We start from the raw sequence: 22,752 nt of genomic DNA on the forward strand, positions 1-22,752 counted from the left end.
GGCGAACGGGCAAGCGATATACCCGGCTATAGAACTCAGATCCGGTCAGATTTTGTACAAAGTGGAACTTTTTGCATGAATCTGGGCCGGACCTCTGGTACCGAAGCCCAGAGTCAACCTAACCCGCTTCCACGGGGTGTTCGCACCCAACAGTCGGCACCGGGCGTTGGTCACGCCGGCAAAACGGGGCAGGGGCAACAAGGTCAGGGTGGCTGATGAACCGGCAACACCAGCACAACGGCGAGCGTCGATGACATGGGCGCAACGGCTCAAGCGTGTTTTCAATATCGACATCGAGACCTGCAGCGGCTGCGGCGGCGCCATGAAAGTCATCGCCTGCATTGAAGACCCTATAGTGATCAAGCAGATCCTTGATCACCTGAAGCACAAAGCCGAAACCAGCGGGACCAGGGCGTTACCCGAAAGCCGGGCGCCACCGGCTGAGCTGCTCCTGGGTCTGTTTGACTGACGAGCCTGAAGGCCAACGATACCAATCAAAATGCTGCGTTCACAGCGCCGCGGCAGGGATCCGCCGTGCTGGTTGTCGGAAAAGGAGCCGCTAGTGGGAAAGAGGAGGGTAAATTTTCAGCGTTGCTGGCTCCCCGTCAGCCGGATTGGGTTGCATCGCAGGGGTGTCGAAAGAGTCAACTGCGGTCCAAAGCTGTTGGACTTGGGTGAAAAGGGCGTTTATTCTTCCTATACGTCCATCCCCGCATCAGCGCTCGGGCACCTGAAGGCGGAACCACAGGGCGTACAGAGCCGGCACAAACAACAGGGTAATCGCCGTGCCCACGGCGATGCCGCCGATCAGCACGTAGGCCAACGGCCCCCAGAAGCTGTCCAGGGTCAGGGGCACAAAGGCGAATACCGCGGCCAGCGCGGTCAACACTACCGGCCTGGCGCGCTGCACCGCCGCCTCGATCACCGCGGTGGCCGCCTCCAGCCCTGCCTCCAGATTGTCCTGCACCTGCTGGGTGAGGATCATCGTGTTGCGCATGAGAATGCCGGACAGGCCGATCAGCCCGAGCAGGGCATTGATCCCGAAGGGCTGGTCGAACAGCACCATGGCGGCTACCGCTCCCACGAGCCCCAGGGGCGCCGTGGCCACCACGATAAACAGCCCCGAAAAAGAGCGCATCTGCAGCATGATGAGAATCAGCGTCAGGATCACCATCACCGGCTGCATTGCCTGGATCGAGCCTTCCCCCTTGGCCGAGCTCTCGATACTTCCCCCCAGTTCCATGTGGTAGTCGAGGGGCAGCTGGCTGCGGAAACTCTCCAGCTGCTGCCAGATGGCCATCTGCACCGCCGGCGCCTGGGCGCCGCGCACATCCGCCTGCACCGCCAGCACCCGCTGCCGGTTGTGGCGTTTGATCACCGGGTCCTCAAACTCCACGCTCAGCTCACCCAGCTGAATCAACGGCAGCTTGTCGCCGGACTGGTTGCGTATTTCCAGGTGCTCCAGGTCGGGCAGAGTATCGCGCCGTGCCCGTGCTCGCAGCTCTACTGTGCGGACATCCCGGCGCAGTTCATCGATCGGCAGGCCGTCCAGCTGGAACTGCACCTGCCTGGCGACCTCGCTGGGTGTCAGGCCCATCAGGCGCAGTCGCTCGCTGTCCATTTTGAGCCGCACCACCGGCACCCTCTCGTCCCAGTCCAGGTGGGTGCCCGTGGTGTTCGGATGCGCGTCGACCCGTGCACTGACCTCCCGCGCCAGCTCCCTCAGGACCAGGGGGTCGGGACCAAGTATGCGGAAGGTAACTGGCCAGACCACGGGTGGGCCGTAGAACAGACGAGTCAGTCGAATACGGGCCTCGGGAAATTCGCCGGCATCCACGTGGGTCCGCAGGGTCTTCAGGATATGATCACGCCCATCGGCATCCTCGCCAATGGCGATAATCTTGGCAAATGCGGGGTTCGGCTGCTCCGGGTTGGCCGAGAGGAAAAAGCGGGGAGCCCCGGCGCCCACATAGGAGGACAGGCTGCGCACCTCGGGCATGTCCTCGAGGACAGCCTCCAGGCGCTGCACCACGCGGTCGGTCACACCGATCGCACTGCCCTGGGGCAGGTAGATTTCCACCAGGGCCTCGGGCCTGTCCGAGGCGGGAAAGAACTGCTTCTGTACCACGGTATTCATGCCCACCACACCCAGCGCCAGCAGAGCGACGGTCACCGCCACCACGCTCTTGCGGTGGCGAACGCAGGCTAGGATCAGCCCGCGCAGGCAACGGTAGAGTGGCGTCTGGTAGGCGTCCTCACCGTGCCCCTGACTGTGCAGGTCCGGCAACAGCTTCACGCCGAGCCAGGGGGTGAAGGTCACCGCCACCAGCCAGGACACCAGCAGGGAGAAGGCCATGACCCAGAAGATATTTCCCGCGTACTCACCGACGCCGGAGCGGGCAAAACCGATCGGCACGAAGCCCACCACCGTGACCAGGGTACCGAAGAGCATCGGCGCCGCGGTAACGTTCCAGGCATGGGTGGCCGCCTGGACCCGGTCCCAGCCGGCCTCCATCTTCACAATCATCATTTCGATGGCAATGATGGCGTCGTCCACCAGCAGGCCAAGGGCGATAATCAAGGCCCCCAGGGTGATTCGGTCGAGGTTGATCCCGGCCAGTTTCATCAACAGGAAGGCCAGCCCCAGGGTCACCGGTATGGCGATCCCCACGATCAGGCCAGCTCGCAGGCCGATGGAAAGAATGCTCACCGCCATCACTACGGCCACCGCGACCAGGAACTTCACCTGGAACAGGTCCACCGCCGCCCGGATCATGTCGGTCTGGTTGGTCAGGGTATGCAGGGTCATGCCCAGGGGCAGACGGCCGCGCTCGCGCTCCAGGAAGGCGGATAACTCCGCCCCAAAATCCAGCCCGTTCTCACCCTCGCGCATGACCACACCCAGCAGAATGGCATCCTCCCCGTGTGCCCTGACCAGGTAACTTGGCGGGTCCTCGTAACCGGAGTGGACGGTCGCGAGGTTCCCCAGGCGCAGCAGTCGATCACCAATGGCGACGGGGACCGCCTCCAGCGCACCGCGGGCGGAGAGGTCCGAGTCGATACGCAGGTAGGTTCGCGGCCCCTCGCGGTCGATGAAACCGGCGGGGGCCAGCTGGTTGTGCGCCGCGATGGCATCAAAAATCACTTCGGGGCGAACCCCAAGGTTGGCCAGACGCGCCGGATCGAACTCCACGAAAACCCGCTCGCTGCGCTCACCTAGGAGCAGCACCTTGCGCGTGCCGTCCAGGCGCTGCAAGCGGTCACGGATAGCCTCCGCCTCGCGGGTCAGGTCGGCCATCGGCAGGCCCGGTGCAGTCAGCGCCAGTAGCGAGAAGTAGACGTCGGAGAAATCATCGTTGACGATCGGGCCAATCACCCCCTCAGGCAGGTTCGGCGCCTCGTCCCACATCCGCTTGCGCACTTCATAGAAGAGGTCGGGCACCGCTTCACTGGGCGTATAGTCCTCGAACTCCACCTGCAGATCGACACGCCCCGGACGAATCACTGTTTCGATGCGATAGAGGTCCTCGACCTCCTGGATGCGCTGCTCCAGACGGTCGGCCACCTGCTCCTCAATCTCTTCCGGGGTCGCCCCCGGCCACAGGGCGGAGACCACCATGATGCGCACGGTAAAACTCGGGTCCTCGGCGCGCCCCAGCGTCGTGAAGGCATAGACCCCGGCCACTACTGACAGCAGCAAAAAGAACAGCGTGAGGGCACGCTCGTGCACCGCCAGGGCAGAGAGATTGGGGAAACTCATTGCCTGCGCTCCCGCACCGCCTGGCCGGGTTCCAGCAGATGGGTGCCGAGCCGGATCACCGGCGTGCCGGCGGGCAGATCCACCGCCACCAGCACACGATCGTCGCGCAAACCGGCGATCGATACCGACACCGGGTGCGCCTCACCGTCGCGCAAGGTCCAGATGCGGGGACCCTCCCCACGTTCATCCAGCGCGGAGAACGGCAGGGCAAAGCGCTGCGAACTGCCGGTTTCGTGGAGATCAACCTGAACCACAACCCCAAGCGGCAAACTCTCGTCGCTGTCATCCAGCTGGTAGCGCGCGCGCCAGGTACGACTCGCCGGGTCCGCAGAGCCCGCCACTTCACGCAGGTGTATCGCGCGGGGCGGCTGGTCGCGCCAGCGAACCGTGCCCTGAACCGGAGCCGGCCCCACGTCGGGGAGGAACACCTCAATCTCGCGCTCGCCCCGTTGGGCCAGCAGAGCGACCGGCTCGCCCGCCGCCACAACCTGACCGGGCTCGCCACTGACCTCGATCAGCACCCCGCCCTGCGCCAGTCGCAAATCGGCATATTCGCGCTGATGGCGGGCACTGGCGAGACTGGCGGCAGCCGCGTCCACCCGGCTGCGGGCATCCTGCTCCGCCAGGCGAAAGCGCGCCAGGCTCTGGGCACTGACAAAATTCTGCGCCACCAGTTGTTCCTGACGCGAGAGTTCACTGACGGCCGTCTCCCGTGCCGCCCTGGCTGCAGCCAGTTCCGCCTCGGCAATGCGCAGCGCCTGGTCGAAATCCCGCGGGTCGAGGCGAAACAAAACCTGGCCAGGCGTCACCTTCTCCCCCGCATTGGCCCGGCGCTGCAGGATGCGCCCGCCAACCTGGAAGGCGAGTGGCGTTTCAAACCGCGCCCGCACGGTGCCGGAAAGCTGCAGGCGCTGATCCGAGGTCGCCCTCAGGGGCACCGTCAAAACCCAGTGGGCCGCGGGCGCCTGGGCCTGATTACCGGTATCCTCGCCACAGGCAGCCAGGGTAAACGCCGCCAGAATGGCGACCAGCCTTGCTCGCAACATGAAAGGTGATCCATCCGCCAATTTAGTGTACGGTATCGTACAGTAATTAAGAGGTACGCACCAGTGTCAAGCAAGCAGGCCAAAGCCGCACCGTCCTCTACCGCGAGCAACGCCCGGCCCGGGCGACCGCCCGACCCGGCCAAGCAACGCGCCATTCTCGACGCCGCGCGGTCACTGCTGTTCCAGGGGGGCCCGGGTGAGCTCTCCATGGAGGCCGTAGCGCGCCGGGCGGGTGTCTCGAAGGTGACGATCTACGCCCGCTATGCCAATCGCGAAGCCCTGCTCGACGCCGTAATTGGCGACCAGGCCAACAGCCTGATGGACAGCCTCAATCTGCAACCGGAAGACGCCTCCAGTGCCCGCAAGGCGCTGTGCAGCTTCGGCCAACAGCTGCTGAGCTTCGTCCTCGGTGAGGAGCACCAGGGCTTCCTGCGCCTGGTACTGGCCAGCCCCGCTTCTTCCCAGGCGATCCTGGCGCGTATCTACCGCTCGGGACCGGAAGCCACTCACGCGCAGCTGGAACACTGGATGACCCGGGCCGATGCCGCCGGCCTGCTGCGCATACCGGACCCGCCACAAAGCACGGAGCTGTTGATTGGCATGCTGCTGGGACTGGAGTTGATCCGGCTACTCTACGGCCAGCCGGCAAAATTCACGGGCGAGTCCCTGGAAACGCATGTCGAGCAGGTGGTGGACCGCTTCCTCAGCCTGCACGGGACCTGATGGCTCCGGCGCCATGCCTGCGCGCCACAACGCCTGCCCTGGTCTATCCTGTAGCGGCAAGCCCACAAGCAGGAGATGATGCGGTGAACCAACCAGAAACCGTCCTGTGGTTCGACACCCTTGACCTCTCGTGCCTGCCGCAAGTCGGTGGCAAGAACGCCAGCCTGGGGGAAATGTACCAGCGCCTGAGCGAGGAAGGGATCCGGGTCCCCTTCGGTTTTGCCACCACGGCGCAGGCCTTCCGCGACTACCTGGCGGACAACCGGCTGGAGGCCCCCATCCGCGAGGCTGTGGCTGCCATGCGTCGAGGCAGCCAATCGCTCGAAGCCACCGGCGGAGCCATCCGCGAGCTGATCCGCAGGGGGAATTTTTCCAACCGCCAGCGCACCCTGATCACGGGCGCCTACCGCGAACTCTGTGAGCGCCTGCAGACCCCCTCCCTGGCTGTCGCCGTGCGCAGCTCCGCCACCGCGGAAGACCTGCCCGAGGCTTCCTTTGCCGGACAACAGGAGAGCTTCCTCAATGTCCGCGGCGAGGAGGCCCTTCTGCAGGCCTGCCGCGAATGCTACGCCTCCCTCTACACCGATCGCGCCATTGCCTACCGGGAAGAGCGAGGCTTCGAACACGAACAGGTCGCCCTGTCCGTCGGTGTCCAGCAGATGGTGGAATCCGCCGCGGCGGGCGTGATGTTCACCCTGGATACCGAGAGCGGCTTTCCCGACGTGGTGCTCATCAGTGCTGCCTGGGGCTTGGGGGAAACCGTCGTGAAGGGTTCGGTCAATCCCGACCGCTACATGGCCTACAAGCCCTTCCTCGAGGAGCGCGCACTGAGCCCCGTGATTGAAGCGAGCGTGGGCAGCAAGCTGGTGAAAATGCGCTATGCGCTACCGGAGGATAGCCAGCCCTCGGATGCCGACGATGATCAGGGGCCCACTGTCACCGTCCCTACCAGCACGGCAGAACAACGCAGCCGGGTGCTGGATGACGTAGCGGTCCTGCACCTGGCCCGCTGGGGAGCCAGAATCGAGGCGCACTACGGGCGGCCCATGGATATCGAGTGGGCCCGGGACAGCGACGGGCAGCTGTTCATTGTTCAGGCCCGGCCGGAAACCATAGAATCGCAGAAGGACCGCAGCGTCCTGGTGAGCTATCACCTGAAGGAAAAAGGTCGGGTGCTGCTTGAGGGGGCAGCCGTGGGCAGTGCCATCGCCGGCGGGCCGGTCTGCGTGGTGGACCGGCCGGGCGATGTCGATGCCTTTCCCGAGGGTGCCATCCTGGTCACCGAGCGCACCGACCCGGACTGGGTACCCATCATGCGCTATGCTTGGTATGTATTCAAACAAAAGAATCAACCTCGCAATCTTCGCATGTTCTGTCGTGGTATTCGTGCTCTCGTTTTGGCTGGTGCGCAGCCAGGTCACTGTGTCAGGATCTAGCTACATGCGAGCAATGATTCCGCACCACTCCATCGCAGTTATGACTTCGGAGCGTGCGCAGATTCGCGACCCCCGCGTGCGTAAGCTTGCCGACGAAATTATTGGAGCCCAGCGGCGCGAGATCGCCGAAATGCGCTACCTGATCGCTGATGTCTCGGCCGGTAATGTTGTTGAAAGGATATACGAAGATCCTCCTGCTAAAGTGGGAACGGTGGGCGATGCATTAAGCAACACGTTGATCTCCACGCTCGACCCGTCTCCCATGCTCCGGTCCGAAGCCAATCAAATTCTTGAGACAGGACCACGCTGCACTTTTAATCGCAGTCCGGAAACTGATCCGATCCTGTGGGCGGCACAGGGAGGCAACGCCGGTGCCATGAAACTGAACGGTGTGCTCTTGTCGCTGGAAGCGAGTGGTGAAACCGATTCAGGCGGATTTGCATTTAAGGCACGCGGAACCAGCATTACAGTTAATCCGCTGAATGATGAGGCGGACTGGCGGTCCGATGCGGAGTTAGTTTTTTCTCTCGATAAAGGGTTGAAGGTTGGTTACCGCGGGTTCTGGTCTTGCGAGACATGACAAGCGCTCAAGGCTGTCAGAAAACGTGAATTTGAGAAAATAGGAGAAAACCATGGCAAATGATGCGAACGCCAGAAAGGCCGAAATTTACCGAATGGTGATGCCGGATCATCTCTGTCCTTATGGGGGTCCTAGGGATTTTGCCTCCAAATACTGCAAAAACCGCTGAAGCCCCCGTATTTGCTGGCCTCCAAGACGCCATTAATTTTAAAAGTGATTGAATGATTCGGGATTTAGGTGGGGTCCCGGCCAGATAGATTATTGATTCGACGAGGCTGCGCAGATCCGGCCTCCATCGGCGCAGTTATAGCCCACTCCTTTTCCGAAAGCGTGTTTGCCAATCGCTGATTGGCCTCCAGATAGGCCACGGCACTGCGAATATCCTTCCACTTCACCCAGTCCATCAGGTCCCTCATATCCGTTTGACGCTCAATCGCATGGTTCGCAAAGCCGCGCCTTAGTGAGTGAGTTGAGAACCCGGCCGCCTCGATCCCGGCCCGAGCGATGGCGCGCTTCATCAGCTCCAGCACACTGTTGATATGAAACGGCGCATCACTCGCATGGCCCCAGCGCCCGACTTTCACAAACACCGGCCCTTCATCGGCCATCATTGCCGCTCGCCAGTCAAACAGCGCCGTCACCGGGCAGAGTTCTGACATCTCGTGAAGGGTCCAGCTCCGACCTTCCGCGCTGCGGTCGCCCTTGGACGCAGGCAGGAACACCTCCAGGGTGCGGATGGGTCGACCGGTTTTTGCGTCTCGACCCTCGCCAAAGGTCAGGTATTCCCAGCGCAGATTCACCAGCTCATCAGAGCGGAAGGCACACCAAAACCCCAGCAGGAAAAACGCCTTGTCCCGTCCAGAACTGCGGGTCTGCGCCAGACTCAGTTTTGGATCATCAAGTTGAGCCGCCGCCACAATCGCATCGTCGCAGGCCTGGACAATGCGGACCAGGTGATCCCGGCTCATCGGTACTGCTTTCTTCGGGGCCTTGCGGTAGCGGCTTCGCGCACCTTTGAGTACGGTTTTCACCAGACTATCCTGGGTCGGGTTCGGGTAACCCATTTCCTCATGCCAGGTACCGAGCAGCGACACCCGCTGGCCCACGGTCGACACCGCCAACCCTTCCTCTAGCGAAAAGGCGATATAATCAGCCATCGCCGTAGGGCTCGCCGGCAACAGACCGCCAAAGGTGTCCTCGAAGTGGCGCACGGCGCCGTCGGCCGCCCGCAGGGTATTCTGCCGCAAACCGGCTTCTTTCAGGGCCTCGACACTGACGCCCTCCCGCCGTGGTCTTTCCACTTACTTTTCTCCTTTTTGCGCTTAGCGCCCCAAATTGCAGACTTTGCTTGGAAATTGCCTACTATGCTTGGAAAAATTGCCAACTATACTTGGGCATCCAAATGCCAACCTCTCGTTTTCATGCAAATACCTTATTTAACATAATATATATTATGCGAACATTGCGAGGCGTTTTAATTCTGTCAAGTGGCTAGGTCGATTTCCTACGCCGCTTATCAGGTTTTTCGATAATCCCGGCCCCGGTTGGCCTTTTGCTGATTGGTTTTGGTTATGAGTAAGGGATTATCTATGCAGAAAAAGTATAAGAATGCGCGCCGTTTTTTTACGGTGCGGGATTTTACAGCGGCCGAGATTCAGGAAATTGCAGGCGTGGATGCCACCACGGCGCGGCGATACCGCCGGCAGAATGACGCGCCTGAGCCTGTTTGGCGGTTGCTGGCGCTGGTGGCTTGCGGCTATGTGGTGCCGGATAAGCTGGCCGATTGTATGCGGTTTGACCTGGCTGGTGAACGGCTGGAGCTAGATTCTGGCGAGTCGTTCGACCTGGGCGAGCTGCTGGCGTGGCATTTTAACAAGCAGGCTATGGCGTCGGAGCTGTTCAGTTTACGCGCTCGGGTGGATCGTTTGCAGCGGCTGGAGGTGATACGCGGTGCGGCGCAGCGTGGCGGCTTGCGGTTACTTGAGAAGCCCGCGCCCAAACACGGCAGCGAGGTAGCCCAGCCCGCCCCATATTATCGCGGCTCTGATCCAATCCGTTGGCGCAGCGGTGCCTAGTGTGGTGAGTTGGCGGCCGTTGGCGTCGGTGATGGTGACGGCCGCTTTTATGCCAAGGGTTTGCAGCAGGCCCGGCCCTTGGCTCGCGCCGCTGTAGATGGTGATGGGCGGCGCGATGTTGGTGCGTAGTACGGCGCGAACGTCGCCCCCGGTGAGTTTTTCGACGGCGGCGGCTTGTAGGTCGGCGAGTATGTCGCGGCTCATGTTATGCGCCCCGCCGCTATTTTTTCTTCAACGCGATCAATTCTGGTGTGCGCGCGTTCCAGCGAGCTTTTCAGCCATCCAATATCAGTGCGCAGCGCGGCCACGGTGCTGGCTGCAGAAAATGCCCCGGTGCCGAGTGATATTAGTATTGCCTGCCAGAATTCCACGCTATGCCCTACTTTTTCAGCAAATGGCGCGCTAGTACGGCGGCTAGTAATCCACCCACAGCGGTAATGGCGATCTGTACGGCGATCTCTTTTTGTCGCTCGGTCATTGGCAGCCCACCATTGCGCACACGGCGGCGGTTACGGTGGGCGCGTAGGTCATCGACGCACCACCAAGGCTAAGCGCCGCGGTGACGATTGCGGCAACGACGTAGCGGTTTTTTAGTGGCTTGGGCAGTTTCATTGGCTGGCCTTGCGCTTGGCGTTGAGGGCTTGCAGTGCGGCCATGCGGTCGCTTTCGGCAATGCCGTGTTGTTTGGCGAGTGCTAGGGCTTCTTGTTCGTCGAGCTTCATTAGCTCGGCCCATGCGGGAATGGGTGACACGGCGGCGCGGTTGGCGGCGTTCATGGTCTGTTGGCGGCGGTGTAGTAGGCTCATTCGGCGATACCTTGTTTTTGGTTGATGACGTTCTGCCACTGGGGGCTGAGCTCAAAATTGTCATAGGGGTGCAGCACGTCGTATATCCACGCGCCGAGACTAAAGCTGTTGTTGTCCTGGCCATCGTCGAGCTTGTCGCCCACGGCGTTCACGCCTGAGTAAACGAGGTTGTCCGGGTTGGCCGGGTTGAGTTTGGCGGCGTGTTTGCGGGCAGCGCCCACAACTACCAACACGCCCACGGCAGCGCCCAAGGCGAGCCAGACGCCGCCGGGCAGTTTGTCGATGGCTTTTGCGGCTGCGGTGCTCATGCGAGTGCGAGTCCCCGGTTGATGGTGGCGAGTGATAACGAGGGGTGCAGCGCCCATGCTGCGCCGTTTTCGTGAATTGCCATTGCGCGGAAAAGTGCCGGCAGGTCTGAATCGGTGATTATGTGCTCGGGTGGCAGCCCGGTTTTGCTGGCGACGCTGTTAACGTAGGCCGCGGTGTTGTTTTCGTTGGTGGGAGCCCAGGCGCTGACGATGCCGCGCAGTGTGGTGATGCCCCGGCGGCGGTAGCTTTGCACGATGCGTTTTGCGGCGCGGTAGCCCCATTCCGGGCTATTGAACTCTTCAAACGCGTCGTCCAGCTCGGTGGCGTACTCGCCCCGCCACTGGTCGCCGCCCCCTGCCCCCTCGCGGATGTTCAGCGGGTTGTTGTTGCGAATCCCACGCGGCGCGGCGGGGTTGATGTTGCCTGGCAGTGTCATTAGTACACCCACGGCCACGGCAAGAAGTAGACAATCACGCGCCACGCTCCCCACCTCATATCAGCGTCTTGACGGTGACGTAGTCGTCAGACAGCGCCGTAATGAGCACAGTCGGCGCGCCGTCTGGCTGCGGCTGCGACTTTATCGCCCGCGCTTGCTCCTGCGGCTTGAGCGCTAACCATGAGATCATACCGGCGATTGCTATTAGGATTGTTTTCATATCGTCACCGCTGCTGACTATATGCGCTGTCGCAGCGTAGCGCTCCCGCCGCCTGAGCGCACACCACGCCCGGATAATAATTTTTTAGCTTTGTCGTCACATAACTGCCAATCAGCGACCCGCCCGCATACACATCAATTTGCGACCCGGTATGAGATACCGACAACTCCCCCTCATAATCAGTCGCCGCCGTAAATGCGAACGCTACTGTCGCTGTATCGGTCTGGACTCCACTTTCAAAAAGTTTAAAAACCAGATCAGCATTCGCCCGCAAAATTAACAGGCCATCGCCGTTATATTCCGCCGTTCGGTCTTTGCTCTTAAACAGCCCCACGCCCAATTGCCCAACGCTGCCCATCTTCACATTAAATGACGTTGTGCACGGCGCGCCCACGGTTTCACGTGCTACGCGCCCGACCCACTGCATAGGCGACACTGGCGCGATTTTTAGCCCCTCAATGTCTCGGTGATAAAGATCAAATCCGTTGTATTCTTTGGCCTCGTCTACCACCTCGAACTCCATCACGCCCGCCGTACTGCTGCCGTTGTTTGTCATGGTCAGCACCTGGGGCCCTGGGTTCACTCGCCACAGCTGCAAATTATCCAGCACCACGCCCGATCTCGAAATTTTGCCGGGCAACAACCCCCCCAGCTGCAAAAACGACACACCGCCACCTGTCGCGCCTCGCACCCTCACGCGCAGCATTCCGCCGCGCTGACAGTCTATTAATGCGATTACAGTTTGGCCCGGCTGTATAAATGTTTCTTTTTCAAATGTGAGATTTAGCGCGGCATTTACGGTCTGTTGCCCGCTGCTGGTACTGCCGAAGGGATACAAAACAAAGTCTTTAAACCCCCAGTATTGGCGGGGCTCGCGCTTCACTGCCACGCCCGCCGCCATAATGGCCAAATCCCAGCCGAGCTTCTGGTAAGCCTCCTCGCTCAGATGAACGCCATCGGTCCATATATCTGCCGGGAAATTGCGCAGCGATAGCGAAGCATCAAAGAATTGCACGCCTAAGCGGCGGGCGACATTTTCGGCTATCTGTCCAAATGTCCGAATTTTGCTGTCGTTTTCGTATCCCTCAACGATAGGCGGTGCACAGATGATTACCGCGCTGCCCTGCAATAAACGGCGAATAGCGCACTTTTCAAGCGACCGGGCATAGTCTTCCGGCGTCACTGGTCCCAGCCCGTAACCGATTGCGTCATTATGACCGTACATAATAACGGTCAAATCTCTTTCGTACTGAAAACCCGCGTTAGCCGTGGCGACTTTCCAGCGATTGAAACCCGCCTCGGCAGTATCGCCGGGGTAACCGTTGTTGTAGATCGAAATTGACGCCCCGCCCATCACATCGACCACGGTTTTAAACGCCTCTGGCATTGAACGTAGCGAGCGCGTATGCGGTGCACCGTTGATCGCTGGTCGCGTTGATCCACTCACCGTGTCTTGTGCGTAGGTGATCGAATCCCCCTCAAAAACGACCTTAATTGCCGTCCCATTGAGTAGATAATCACTCATCACGTCAGCGGTATTTCTGTTTGTCGCCCGCCGAATAGTGACCGCTCCCGCCGCCACTTCTTCGGCCACGTTATCAATATTCGCGCTGGACAAATTAGCGACATTTACCGGCACCAAATCTGCGAGCACTTCGCCCGTGTTGTGACCAATTCCCGCCGTGCCGGTATTTTCAGCCAGCGCTCTGCGCAATACTTCCGGGCTTTGTACTGTTGCGCGTCCTCCTGCCATTTTAGATTTTCCTCATCGGTACAACGGACACGACAACATCAGACGCGCCGCGATTGTAGGCGGTTATTTCGGCGCTGGTTTCTGGGTAGTCGACCATGCCGATTCCCAGCCAGCCGCCCTGTATGGCGGTGAGGCCCGAGGCTGCCCAGTGGATCGGGCCGGGCTGCTCGTCATCGACGGCTATTCGCACGGCTTGGCGGGTGGCATCGCTGCCGATTAATTGAATACTGCCGCCAGCGGGTACGGTGACTTCGTTCACGTTGCCCAGTGCGTTGGCGGGTTCTATGTTGGCGGTGGCCGATACGCTGACGCTTTTGGAATCATCTGCCTGGGGAATTTCGGAGATCGCGAGGCGCACGGTTTGGGCAACCAGCGATTTAACGCGGATGCTCTTAAACTCGGTGACACTGGACACTTCCGCGCCCTGGCGGCGCTTTAGGTCGGCGCTGTCGTTGTTGATTCCCAAGTACACGTCGCTGGACGCTTCCAGCACGCGGATATGCCGCCCAATGGCTGGAATATTCTGTTCTCCAGCAGCAGTGAAAGTAATGCTCTTGTCTATCGGCCCGGCCATGTTATTTCCCTAACAGCTTGACCAGTAGAAACCCGGCCGCGATGACGGCGCCATAGGTACCCAACTGGTTCACAATATTTTCAGCGCCAGTGCGCACAGATTGCGACACGGCGGCGACGGCTTCGCTGGTTTGCTTGCCCGCGTTCTCGGCCACGTCTGATACGACGGCAATGGCGTCGTTGTTGGTGCGCTCAGCAAAGCTAAACGCGCGATCAATGGTTCCCAAGTCGGTGACGGTCACGGTATTGCTGTCGCCTTGAATAGCCGTTGCATTACCGCCGCCCAGCTCGGAGAAACCCGCGTTTAAGGTTTCGTTGATAACGGTGGTCGAGCTTTTCGAGTTACCGCCAGAAAATAAGCCCATTCGGCCCCCTTATGATTTTTTCGCCAACAGCAGCGCAGCGCCGCCCACAGCAGCAATCGATACGATTACAGGCAGCAGGCTTGTCAGGCTTTGCGCGTTGGGGGTCATGTTCAGCCCGCCGATTGAAAAGCCGCCCGTGTTCGCGCCAGCGCTTGACGAACTGGCGATATTTAGGGGCGGTAGTGGTACGCCGGGAATTGCCATTACAGCACCTTCTTCACAATGACCAAGGCGGCAACGCCTGCCAGTGCAAACGCGCCGTATTTCATCCACTGCGATGCTGGGGCGCTGGTGTAGCTGCCGCCCAGTGCATCGGATGACGCAACGGCGGGGTTTCCGTTAACGAGGTCGTTTTGATCGGGAATGTTTCGGTCGCTGGTGCGATCTTCCACGTCAATAACTTTGGACTTTCCCCAACTTAGGGCGAGGTCTAAAACGCCCCGCGCCCCGTCTTGCTTTAGGTCGTCCCAGAAGCTGGTTTGTGTGTTTGCCATGCTTGTTACCTTGTCCGGTGAATGGAAAAGCCCCGCTTACAGCAGGGGCCAAGGAATATGCACGTCAGCAAACGCGGTAATGGTATCGCCTGCGCTGGTGGTCAATGCGACTTGCTGATTCCAAGGGCGGCCATCAGCGTCAACTGTCGTCTCCGCTTCGCCCTGGTTGCCGTCGGCGATGCGGTCCAGCACATAAAGGCCAGACTGCGGCACACGGGCAAACTGTTTCAGCATGGCGTTATTCAACGCGGTGCTCACATCGTCGTGCTTTGTAAAGCTGCCCTTTTTGTAGTCCACGCTCGTTAGATTCGAGTGGAAAAAGGCAAAGCGGCGAAGGCGAGCGCCGGGGCTGCCGCCCAAGCTGATCCCGTAGCTGGTGCGCGACACGGCAGCGGCTGGCTGAATAACGGTGCGAATGAGTGAGCGCAACTGCGCCGCCTCGGCCGCATCGAAGCCAATGCCCATGATTGCTTTTGGCACATTGTGCCAGGCATGGGCCACCAGTGTTGGCGCGGTTGCACCCGCGATGGTGACTTCAATTTCCAGCGGCTTGCGGTACACGCTTAAATCGAGGTCGCCCAAGTGCTGGCCGCGAATGGTGCGCGCGGTGAAGTCGCCAAACGGAATCACCAGATAATTGGTTTCGTCTGTTAAGCCCTCGTAGCTGTTGAGGGTTTGCATTTGGGTGCCAGTGATGCCGTTAATCACATCTTTGCCGTCCAGGCGAACGCGCAAGTTTGTAATCATGGCTTTGGTGAAGGCGGTGCCGCCCAGTTCCAGCACAATGGCGTGGACGCTGCGGTCTACCAGTTCGTCAGTGACCAGCGATGCAACGCCATCGGCGGGCACCACTGGAAATTGATTTAGACGCTCTAAATCCATGTTTATCTACTCCGGGTAATTTCGGGAAAGGCGAAAAACGCCCGGCTTAGCCGTTGATGATGGCTTTGGTCTGGGGAATGCGGTTCAGCAGTGCCACAGCGGCAACGGCCATCGCTACAGTAATCAGTCTTGATTTGCTCATGGTGTAAATACCTGTTGGTTTCTGAAAGTCGGTGCGCTGTGTGGCGCGGTCGGGGTTCAGTCCACCAGACGGGTGCGGTTTTCTGTCAATAAAAAAAAGGGGCGCGAAGCCCCTTAAAACCTATAGGTTTAATTTATCCTTAGCCCTTGTATTTGAATTTCACTATCTCGGCGGGTTTGCCGCTTTCTTTTCGGTAAAACGTGAGGGTGTCGGGCGGTATTGCCAGCAGCTTTGCGGCGGTCACGTCGGCAAATTTCGCGGCGGCTTTGGCATCGCTTTCGCCATCCAATACGCCTACATAGCGAACCGGGCTTTGCTGCCTGGCGGTGCTGGGTATCTCGGCGGCGCGCTGGCCAATGGTGTACACAATGCCGCCATATTTGCGGCCCCGGCGCAGCAGGTTGCCGTATGCTTCCAACGCTGGCCCACTTGATGCCGTGAATTGCGCGACTTCTTCAAGCAGTATGTGGGTTTCTTTACTGCCGTCGAGCACATCCCACACGGCCAAACAAAAGCGCTCAAAATCAGCCGCTTTACTGGCCCCGGTATAGGCGAGCCGATAGGGTTTGCCGCTGCGGTCGGCCTTCATCAGCTCCCGGCAAAACGCCGGGAAACTGTCGATTCCATGCGCCGGGTGCTCGCCTTCGGGGTCGAACGCAATAAACCGCACGCCCCGCCCCGGTATCAGGTTTTTGGCGGCTTGGCTCTTGCCGCCGCCCGTGGTCGCAATAATAAGCGCGTGTTTGGCTTTGCGGCTGCCGTCTGGATTAATCGCCATCGGTTGCCGCCTCTGGTTTTTCGGCCTCTGCGGCCAATTGTTGGTCTGTCATTATGCGCGGTAAAAACACCATTCCAGCGGTGAGCACTAGCGCCACCTCTGGCCCGGTTTGAATGTCGGGTAAATACTTTTGCAATACCGCATCGGTGGCCGCGCCCAGTTGCTGCGCTTCATCGTCGGCTATTTTCCAGTGATCGCCCCGGCGCGATGCCACCACACCAAACCCCAGTTGGAAAATAAAGGCCAGTTCTTCGCCGCCCAGTGTCGGCTGGTCTGGTTGTGGTTCCTCGCCCCCCTGCCCCGGTATAAATTCCGCTTCCCCGGCAAAGGCGTTCAGGTTTTCATAGGTTTGCTGTTCGGTATTGTCGGCGGTTTCTGCCGCGTTGCTCTGCTCGTCGCTCATGGGGTTCTACTCCACAAAAAGGGTGTGTAATAAACCGCGCTTTTGCGGTTTTGGTCGGTTTTCTGGTGGGGGTGTCTGCTCGCCCGGTGTGTACTCGTCGGCGGCTTCCGCTTGCGGTTTTGCTACGGGTTCTGGTTCGGTGCTAGGCGGCGGCGCAGTAGGTTTTTCAGCGGGTTTTTCCAATGGCTCAAAATTGGCCTCAATAAACCGCTGCCCGCCCGGTTTCCACGGCTGAATTGTGCCGCATTCACAGCGCCAGTATTTCGCCTCGGCCCGGCCTCCCCGGCCCACGGCGCAAGCGTGAACGGTTCCCCGCGTGTTGCACATTGGGCAAGTTAGCCAGCCTATTTGCGGCCTGTTTTGTACTGCCATCGGTGTTGCCTCCTATGCTGCCGCTATTGCGGCGTATTGTTCGTAGTCGTTAGCGGCTTGGGCAAATTCGAGGTCTGACCACTGCGGCATCTTGCGCAGCGCTCGCCGCCAGTAATGGCGCTCTTTGAATTCGGCATACCACTGGCACGGTGGCCGGGTTTCGCCGGGGTTCCACACTTCGCCCGGCCCCTTTTCCGGTAGCCAGTCGGTTACTTGCCCGGCATCGTTCGTGCGCGCCCACTGCAAAAACAGCCAGAAGGCGTGTTTACCCTTCAGCAAAATTTGGTGCTTGCTGGCGACAATGGGCAGTTTTTCCAGCTTGCGCCGTACCTTCTGCAATGCCTTGCCTACGGCGTGGCGGGTTTTGCTGCCCTTGGGGGCTTTTTCCAAGTGCTGAGCAAGTACCTTGCGGCGGCGGTAGTCCTCGCCGTGGCGCTGGGTTAAGTGTTCGTGAACGTCTGCAATCAGTCGGCCCATAATGTGAAGCTGGGTTTCAGATAAGGTGGCCCACTCCGGGGCGCGGGCAGCGGCGCAGATACCGTAGCGGTTGCCCCGTATCTCGCCTTGGTCGCTTTTGCCCTGGGCTTTGCACAAGTAGCCCGCCGCTTTCATCATGTAGCTGGCGGCCGCGTCGGTGTCTTTGATTTTCTCAATGTGGGCGATGCCCTGCCCCCATAGGCTTTCGATTCGTTTTGCCCAGCTGGGAAATAGGGAATATTTCACGCGCCAATTGATTAGCACATGCACATGCGGGTTTGGCTTGCCGTGCTCGTTGTCAGGCGCTTCAGCTACCCACACATAAAGCAATTCTTTGTCTTTCCCCGGCTCGCCCATCACCTCGCCGCCCTTGTCGGCGCAGTAGAATTTGCGGCCATGCGGCGCGGTGAATTCGGCTTTCCAGCCCCTGCGCCACATCTTTTGCAGGCCATCCATAAAGCGCGACACTTCGCGCTGAATTGAGGTTTCCCCGGCATCTATCGCGGCGCGGTGCTCCGCGTCGAATGTCAGCGTAAAAAACGTGCGGTATCCGCCTTTTTGCAGGCTCACATAGCTACAGCTCTCAGCTACCTTTCGCGCGGCGCGCTGGCTCAGATTGGCCGTGATTCTCGGCCCGGCTTGTTCTGGTGGTGTTGTGCCCGCCGTTGTTTCAACGCGGGTTCGAATGCGGTATTCGTCCGACCATTCCCGAAACTGCAACACGGTATACGCGGCGCGCTGGCCTTCCGGGGTGCCTGCCAGCTTGGTCGGTTCAATGGCGGTTTGCCTTTCTGGTCGGCCTATCCACGATTGCGGAATGTGTACGGTTTCTGCGGGTTTTAGCGCTGTCGGACATTTGGACGCCTTGACTAGCCTATGCCGTTTCGCTTCGCTCCACGGCCTGCGCGCATCCGCTTGCACCTCTGCCAGCGTCATATCATCGGGAAACAAAAAAGCCGGGTCGCAATGCCCGGCAAACTGGGGGAGATTACTAAAATTCAATAACGGGCTAGGCGTCTGCACGGTTCGCCCCCCGGCAGCAGCCCCCGGCCCGGTGGCAACGCACTACCAGCACGCCGCCGCGATCATATAAACCGGGCTCGCATTTTGGGTCTTTGCGCCTGATCTCGCGGATGATCTCCATTGCCTGCTGGTAACGGTCACTCATGCGAAAGCCCAATCATTGACAACCAAAAAACCTTGCGGCTTGATTACCCACCAACAACAAACCAATGGATAGGTACTTATATGATTCGCTCGCCACTCTTTTTTTTGATTTTGCTGATAGCTACCCACACAAATGCTAAAGATTGGTCCCACCAAGTGAACAAAGACTTTGTGACGGTGACGTCTAGCAGCATGACTTATACAGATCGATCGTTGTGCACAGGCCCCAAAGGCAGCATTCAGGTACTTGCCGAATACACCACCCCAAAGAAAAGCGGAGTTAGTCGTGATTTCCTTATCATGGTCGGAGTCACACTCTCCTCCCAATTCGTTAACAAGCTCGTTGATGGAGTCGAGGACAAAGCTTCCTGTAAGACCATTGATTCGACAATCGGTAAACCTGATATCCAGATTAGCGCGACCCTTACCAGCACTGGCATTCAAACCACAGTCAAAAATGCATCTGGTGAAATCAACAGCAGCCACACCTCTCTCTGGTCTAACTTCCCCATGTAGCATCAGGCCACCCCTTGCTCTTCGTAGCGCTTGCCAATGGCGGTCATCACATAACCAAACCCATTGCAGGCCGGGCAAAGTGACTTAGTGGGAACCATTAAGATCGGCTCTCCATCGGCGCGGGTGTATTGCTCGCGCTTTCGGATAAGGCCTGTTCCACGCTTTCCGGTGGTGCCGCAATAGCTGCAAAAAATGTAATGACTGGGACTAACTGTGGGGGCTTGCTCGGATCGCTCCTTAGCGCTGTTCACCGCTTTGCGCTCGCGGTGACAGATAATGTTCAGTATTGCGTTCTCTGGCTCGTTGCTCATCGTTCAGGCTCCATTCATTCCGCATGTGATACCTCTGGTAGCTCGCCGCCGGGTTTTGCCCCCTGCCAACGGTGCCGCGCTGGTCAGGGGGCGAGATAGCCCATGCGGTGAGCTGGGAATGAATATATTCACAGGGTGCGGATTATTCAACACCCTACGAATATTGCGCAGGGGCTTTAATAGCGCGCAGAATGGCTCTGTTATCGAAAATTTGAATAAGTCAGTAAGAGGGGTGCCGCCCGTGCTGAAATCTATGCAGATCGTCGAATTGCTTCGCGATCAAACCGAAACGCGGTCAGATTATGCCGTGTCAAAACTGCTCGGAATTCGCCCGCAAACAATTTGTAACTGGAAGAGTGGACGCGGCGCAATGTCTGAAGATATAGCACTGAAAGCCGCTGATTTGCTGGGTTTCGATCCTGAGTATGTTTTAGCTTGCGTTACCGCAGAGCGCGCAAAAGATACGCCTACCTATGAAACATGGGTAAAAGTCTGCGAACGCCTAACACCAAAAAAGAGGCGCAAAGCGGCCTAAGTGGCACGCTTGGCGTTGATGATGGGTGATTTTTTTCTGTGGCGGGTGTTCTACTCGCTTATCAAATCCGCTACAGCCCCCGCCCCGCTTGGGTTTCGGGGCTGTTCGTGGTGTTTGCGCAATATATATTATGCGCAATCTGGTGTTAGGTGGTGAAAAGGTTGGTCAGTCTATCAAGGGTGTTTCGACATATGCGGTTGCTTCCTTTCAGAGAAATACTTAAATCATTGAATTTATGCTATTTTCCTTGTCTGTTATTTTTCGTCTCCCGAGGAAAAAACGTGGCCGACCGGAAACAGACGATTATCTACGTCGATATGGATCACGTCTTGTGCGACTACGCGGAAGGGTTTTCTCGGCAAAAGGACTTGTTCCCTGATTTGCAATTCCCTCAAAGCGAGGAGCCGGGTATGTACATTGGCCTGAATCCCTTGCCAGGGGCAATAGAGTCATATCACTGGTTAAACGACCTTCCCGAAACGGATGTGTATATCTTGACGGCGCCTTCCATTCATAATTCCCACTGCTATTCAGAAAAGCGAGATTGGGTCGAAAAACACTTAGGTCTGTCCGTAGTTCAAAATCTCATCATCACACCACATAAAAACCTGAACAAAGGCCACTACCTCATTGACGATATGCCGTCAGGTAAAGGACAAGATCGATTCGAGGGCTCCCTAATCCAGTTTGGTAGTGAGCAGTTTCCTGATTGGGAATCTGTACGCACATTTTTTGAAATTATGCTAAAGCCAAGCCCGGCGTCAAAAGTTGCTGACACGTGGGATTCGTTTTTCAATTCAGAAGACACGGTGACCGAAGATTTTGGACTAAAGCAAGAAGATCGTGATTGGTTAAACATGAGACCAGTCGGACGCGAAAAACCTGACTGATAGAAAGGAAAGATCGAATTTTTGGCTGAAACCTCACTTATCTATCAATAATCCGTTAAAATATCATTATTACGGATTTTTATTGCTGCCCTCTTCGAGGTATTCTATGCCCAAATCTGGCCAGGCCCGCGTCCTCACTGCCGAACAGCAAGACCATGTTTTCGATGTGATCCAGCATCACCGGCATCCTGAAAAGAATACGGCCATTATGCAGATCAGTTTCAAGCTCGGACTTCGGGCCCAGGAAATTGCTTTGCTCCAGGTCAAGGAGATTGCGAAGCTCAATCCCTCGGGCACGGAGTTCAAATTACTCGAAGTGATGAGTCTGCCCGCTGCCTACACAAAAGGCGCTGACGCCATGGGCAGATCCCAAAGTCGGTACCAGCGGAAAACAGTCAGTTTCGATGTGGCGAGTTTCAATCAAGTGATTCGGCAGATTGAAGCGTTAGCTAAAGCCGGTGCTGACGTGAATCCGGAAGACTTTTACCCACCGGTTCGGAAACATCGCGGAAAATCGCGGGATCTTCCAATGGTAGATGCAGGTCTTCGTGGCGCGCTGGCGGAATATTTGCGTTTACGCATAGATAAGAGCGGAACACTTATGCCCTCCTCCCCTCTTTTTATAACTCAAAAAGGTGGGGCCTATTCCCCTAACACATTACAGGAGCACATGGCTGTAATCCTAAGGCACTGGGCAGGCGTCGAAAAGGCCAGTTCACACAGCGGAAGACGCTCGTTGATAACAAATGTGATCCACAAGCAGAAAAAATCGGTGAAGGTAGCCCAAAAAATAGCTGGCCATGTAAATCCGTCAACAACTTTGATATACGAAGAGCCGCCTGAACAACAGATAAGTGAAGCACTCGAGAGCCTATAAACCGTTTATCAACGAGAAATTCAAAAAAATTTAGCTAATGAAATGCATGATTGTCCGATGGACAAAAAAAGCGACGATCAATAGGACTAAGCCAGAAATATAACTTTGCCAAAACCTGACCTTTCCCCAGAGTTAGTACCACAGCCCCGATGAGATTATCCAAAAGTTATGCCGCCTGTTTTGCAAATGCAACAGGTGGCAGATAATCCAGAGAACTGTGTGGTCGAACGTGGTTGTAGTGGTGCCGCCACTGGTCGATCTCGACTCTGGCTTCCTCCATTGACCGGAACCAATGACGGTTTAAACACTCGTTCCTGAACTTTCCATTCAAGCTTTCTACAAAAGCATTCTGCGTTGGTTTTCCTGGCTGTATGAAGCCAAGCTTTACTCCGGACTCCTGGCTCCAGAAAAACATGGCCTTACTGGTAAATTCGGTGCCGTTATCGCAGACAATCATATTCGGTTTACCGCGAGCCTCGATCAATTGGCTAAGAAAGCGAGCAACTTGCCGTCCACTAATTGACACGGAAACCAATTGCCCAACCATCTCGCGGGAATAATCATCAACGACATTGAGCACTCGGAAGCGTCGTCCATTAGTCAACTGGTCTGATACAAAGTCCATCGACCAGCGCTGATTGATGCCCAGAGGCGCCTCCATTGGCAGCCTTGGGCGCTGTAGCTTCTTCCGCTTCTTGGTGCGTACCTGAAGGCCTTCTTCGGTGTATATCCGTAAGCGGTCTATAAACCCCACCTAAAATTGCTGCCGGGACTTCGCTACGCTCCAGACTTTTCAGATCTGGAGTATCCAATGAGCACCGAGTCA

26 protein-coding genes and 2 pseudogenes are annotated in these 22,752 nt (G+C 58.0%); 9 read left to right on the top strand and 19 right to left on the bottom strand.

From position 1 onward, the window contains the following. Positions 1-94: 94 nt before the first annotated feature. Positions 95-469, top strand: a pseudogene (locus tag HNR64_RS16320) (IS91 family transposase); the annotation flags it as partial. Between the two features lie 246 nt (positions 470-715). Here HNR64_RS16320 and HNR64_RS16325 read toward each other — a convergent pair. Further along, the gene (locus HNR64_RS16325) at positions 716-3,760 is read right to left on the bottom strand and encodes an efflux RND transporter permease subunit (RefSeq protein ID WP_204997475.1); all 3,045 of its coding nucleotides are present in this window, start codon (positions 3,758-3,760) and stop codon (positions 716-718) included. Beyond that, the gene (locus HNR64_RS16330; RefSeq protein WP_008250648.1) at positions 3,757-4,806 is read right to left on the bottom strand and encodes an efflux RND transporter periplasmic adaptor subunit; all 1,050 of its coding nucleotides are present in this window, start codon (positions 4,804-4,806) and stop codon (positions 3,757-3,759) included. The genes HNR64_RS16325 and HNR64_RS16330 overlap by 4 nt, the downstream gene beginning before the upstream one ends. Before the next feature lie 63 nt (positions 4,807-4,869). Here HNR64_RS16330 and HNR64_RS17505 point away from each other — a divergent pair, with 63 nt between their 5' ends. The 3 genes from HNR64_RS17505 to HNR64_RS16340 all read left to right on the top strand — a co-directional run bounded on the left by HNR64_RS17505 (position 4,870) and on the right by HNR64_RS16340 (position 7,545). Continuing rightward, positions 4,870-5,529, top strand: coding sequence for a TetR/AcrR family transcriptional regulator (locus HNR64_RS17505; protein ID WP_008250649.1), 660 nt, complete (start codon positions 4,870-4,872; stop codon positions 5,527-5,529). Positions 5,530-5,612: 83 nt separating this feature from the next. Continuing rightward, a complete protein-coding gene (locus HNR64_RS17270; RefSeq protein WP_240472467.1) occupies positions 5,613-6,965 on the top strand; it encodes a PEP/pyruvate-binding domain-containing protein in 1,353 nt (450 codons plus the stop codon). A gap of 4 nt (positions 6,966-6,969) precedes the next feature. Beyond that, positions 6,970-7,545 (top strand): DUF305 domain-containing protein, encoded by a 576-nt coding sequence (locus tag HNR64_RS16340; protein WP_239547938.1) that lies wholly within the window; start codon positions 6,970-6,972, stop codon positions 7,543-7,545. Positions 7,546-7,778: 233 nt separating this feature from the next. Here the strand turns inward: HNR64_RS16340 and HNR64_RS16345 are convergent, their stop codons facing one another. Further along, positions 7,779-8,846: a site-specific integrase gene (locus HNR64_RS16345; protein ID WP_338061866.1), complete on the bottom strand. Its 1,068-nt coding sequence runs from the start codon at positions 8,844-8,846 to the stop codon at positions 7,779-7,781. A 288-nt stretch (positions 8,847-9,134) separates the two neighbouring features. Here HNR64_RS16345 and HNR64_RS16350 point away from each other — a divergent pair, with 288 nt between their 5' ends. After that, entirely contained in the window at positions 9,135-9,620 is a 486-nt protein-coding gene (locus HNR64_RS16350; protein WP_204997476.1) for a hypothetical protein, read from the top strand. 474 nt (positions 9,621-10,094) lie between these two features. Here HNR64_RS16350 and HNR64_RS16355 read toward each other — a convergent pair whose 3' ends face one another. The 14 genes from HNR64_RS16355 to HNR64_RS16420 all read right to left on the bottom strand — a co-directional run bounded on the left by HNR64_RS16355 (position 10,095) and on the right by HNR64_RS16420 (position 18,653). Next, on the bottom strand, positions 10,095-10,232 hold the full coding sequence (locus HNR64_RS16355) for a hypothetical protein (protein WP_204997477.1): 138 nt from the start codon (positions 10,230-10,232) through the stop codon (positions 10,095-10,097). Next, the gene (locus HNR64_RS16360; RefSeq protein WP_204997478.1) at positions 10,229-10,426 is read right to left on the bottom strand and encodes a hypothetical protein; all 198 of its coding nucleotides are present in this window, start codon (positions 10,424-10,426) and stop codon (positions 10,229-10,231) included. The genes HNR64_RS16355 and HNR64_RS16360 overlap by 4 nt, the downstream gene beginning before the upstream one ends. Next, entirely contained in the window at positions 10,423-10,734 is a 312-nt protein-coding gene (locus HNR64_RS16365) for a hypothetical protein (protein WP_204997479.1), read from the bottom strand. Before HNR64_RS16365 ends, HNR64_RS16360 begins: the two co-directional genes overlap by 4 nt. Further along, the gene (locus HNR64_RS16370) at positions 10,731-11,216 is read right to left on the bottom strand and encodes a structural protein (protein WP_204997480.1); all 486 of its coding nucleotides are present in this window, start codon (positions 11,214-11,216) and stop codon (positions 10,731-10,733) included. The genes HNR64_RS16365 and HNR64_RS16370 overlap by 4 nt, the downstream gene beginning before the upstream one ends. Before the next feature lie 10 nt (positions 11,217-11,226). Next, positions 11,227-11,391: a hypothetical protein gene (locus HNR64_RS16375; RefSeq protein WP_204997481.1), complete on the bottom strand. Its 165-nt coding sequence runs from the start codon at positions 11,389-11,391 to the stop codon at positions 11,227-11,229. Between the two features lie 4 nt (positions 11,392-11,395). After that, positions 11,396-13,144 (bottom strand): SGNH/GDSL hydrolase family protein, encoded by a 1,749-nt coding sequence (locus HNR64_RS16380; RefSeq protein ID WP_204997482.1) that lies wholly within the window; start codon positions 13,142-13,144, stop codon positions 11,396-11,398. A gap of 1 nt (position 13,145) precedes the next feature. Beyond that, positions 13,146-13,718: a hypothetical protein gene (locus tag HNR64_RS16385; RefSeq protein ID WP_204997483.1), complete on the bottom strand. Its 573-nt coding sequence runs from the start codon at positions 13,716-13,718 to the stop codon at positions 13,146-13,148. Position 13,719: 1 nt separating this feature from the next. After that, on the bottom strand, positions 13,720-14,082 hold the full coding sequence (locus tag HNR64_RS16390; RefSeq protein WP_204997484.1) for a hypothetical protein: 363 nt from the start codon (positions 14,080-14,082) through the stop codon (positions 13,720-13,722). 9 nt (positions 14,083-14,091) lie between these two features. Then, positions 14,092-14,286 (bottom strand): hypothetical protein, encoded by a 195-nt coding sequence (locus tag HNR64_RS16395; RefSeq protein WP_204997485.1) that lies wholly within the window; start codon positions 14,284-14,286, stop codon positions 14,092-14,094. Further along, entirely contained in the window at positions 14,286-14,576 is a 291-nt protein-coding gene (locus tag HNR64_RS16400) for a hypothetical protein (RefSeq protein ID WP_204997486.1), read from the bottom strand. The genes HNR64_RS16395 and HNR64_RS16400 overlap by 1 nt, the downstream gene beginning before the upstream one ends. Positions 14,577-14,612: 36 nt before the next feature. Next, positions 14,613-15,458 (bottom strand): major capsid protein P2, encoded by an 846-nt coding sequence (locus tag HNR64_RS16405; protein WP_204997487.1) that lies wholly within the window; start codon positions 15,456-15,458, stop codon positions 14,613-14,615. Positions 15,459-15,739: 281 nt separating this feature from the next. Then, the gene (locus HNR64_RS16410; protein WP_204997488.1) at positions 15,740-16,378 is read right to left on the bottom strand and encodes a type IV secretory system conjugative DNA transfer family protein; all 639 of its coding nucleotides are present in this window, start codon (positions 16,376-16,378) and stop codon (positions 15,740-15,742) included. After that, complete coding sequence (locus tag HNR64_RS16415) at positions 16,368-16,781, bottom strand: hypothetical protein (protein WP_204997489.1); 414 nt, start codon at positions 16,779-16,781, stop codon at positions 16,368-16,370. Before HNR64_RS16415 ends, HNR64_RS16410 begins: the two co-directional genes overlap by 11 nt. A gap of 384 nt (positions 16,782-17,165) precedes the next feature. Then, complete coding sequence (locus HNR64_RS16420; RefSeq protein ID WP_204997490.1) at positions 17,166-18,653, bottom strand: rolling circle replication-associated protein; 1,488 nt, start codon at positions 18,651-18,653, stop codon at positions 17,166-17,168. A gap of 225 nt (positions 18,654-18,878) precedes the next feature. Here HNR64_RS16420 and HNR64_RS16425 point away from each other — a divergent pair, with 225 nt between their 5' ends. Next, positions 18,879-19,313, top strand: a complete 435-nt coding sequence (locus tag HNR64_RS16425) for a hypothetical protein (protein WP_204997491.1) — start codon at positions 18,879-18,881, stop codon at positions 19,311-19,313. Between the two features lie 2 nt (positions 19,314-19,315). Here the strand turns inward: HNR64_RS16425 and HNR64_RS16430 are convergent, their stop codons facing one another. Beyond that, positions 19,316-19,624 carry a hypothetical protein gene (locus HNR64_RS16430; protein ID WP_204997492.1) on the bottom strand — a complete coding sequence of 103 codons (309 nt, stop codon included), beginning with the start codon at positions 19,622-19,624 and terminating at the stop codon, positions 19,316-19,318. Positions 19,625-19,742: 118 nt separating this feature from the next. On the opposite strand from HNR64_RS16430, the gene HNR64_RS16435 reads away from it, so the two are divergent. From HNR64_RS16435 to HNR64_RS16445, 3 genes are all read left to right on the top strand, one after another. After that, a complete protein-coding gene (locus HNR64_RS16435; protein WP_204997493.1) occupies positions 19,743-20,159 on the top strand; it encodes a hypothetical protein in 417 nt (138 codons plus the stop codon). 281 nt (positions 20,160-20,440) lie between these two features. After that, complete coding sequence (locus tag HNR64_RS16440) at positions 20,441-21,049, top strand: 5' nucleotidase, NT5C type (protein ID WP_204997494.1); 609 nt, start codon at positions 20,441-20,443, stop codon at positions 21,047-21,049. A 106-nt stretch (positions 21,050-21,155) separates the two neighbouring features. Next, the gene (locus tag HNR64_RS16445; protein ID WP_204997495.1) at positions 21,156-21,926 is read left to right on the top strand and encodes a site-specific integrase; all 771 of its coding nucleotides are present in this window, start codon (positions 21,156-21,158) and stop codon (positions 21,924-21,926) included. 166 nt (positions 21,927-22,092) lie between these two features. Here the strand turns inward: HNR64_RS16445 and HNR64_RS16450 are convergent. Further along, positions 22,093-22,659 (bottom strand): annotated as a pseudogene (locus HNR64_RS16450) (IS3 family transposase); the annotation flags it as partial. Positions 22,660-22,752 lie beyond the last annotated feature (93 nt).

This window comes from Spongiibacter marinus (assembly GCF_016906995.1).
Taxonomy (GTDB): Bacteria; Pseudomonadota; Gammaproteobacteria; order Pseudomonadales; family Spongiibacteraceae; genus Spongiibacter; species Spongiibacter marinus.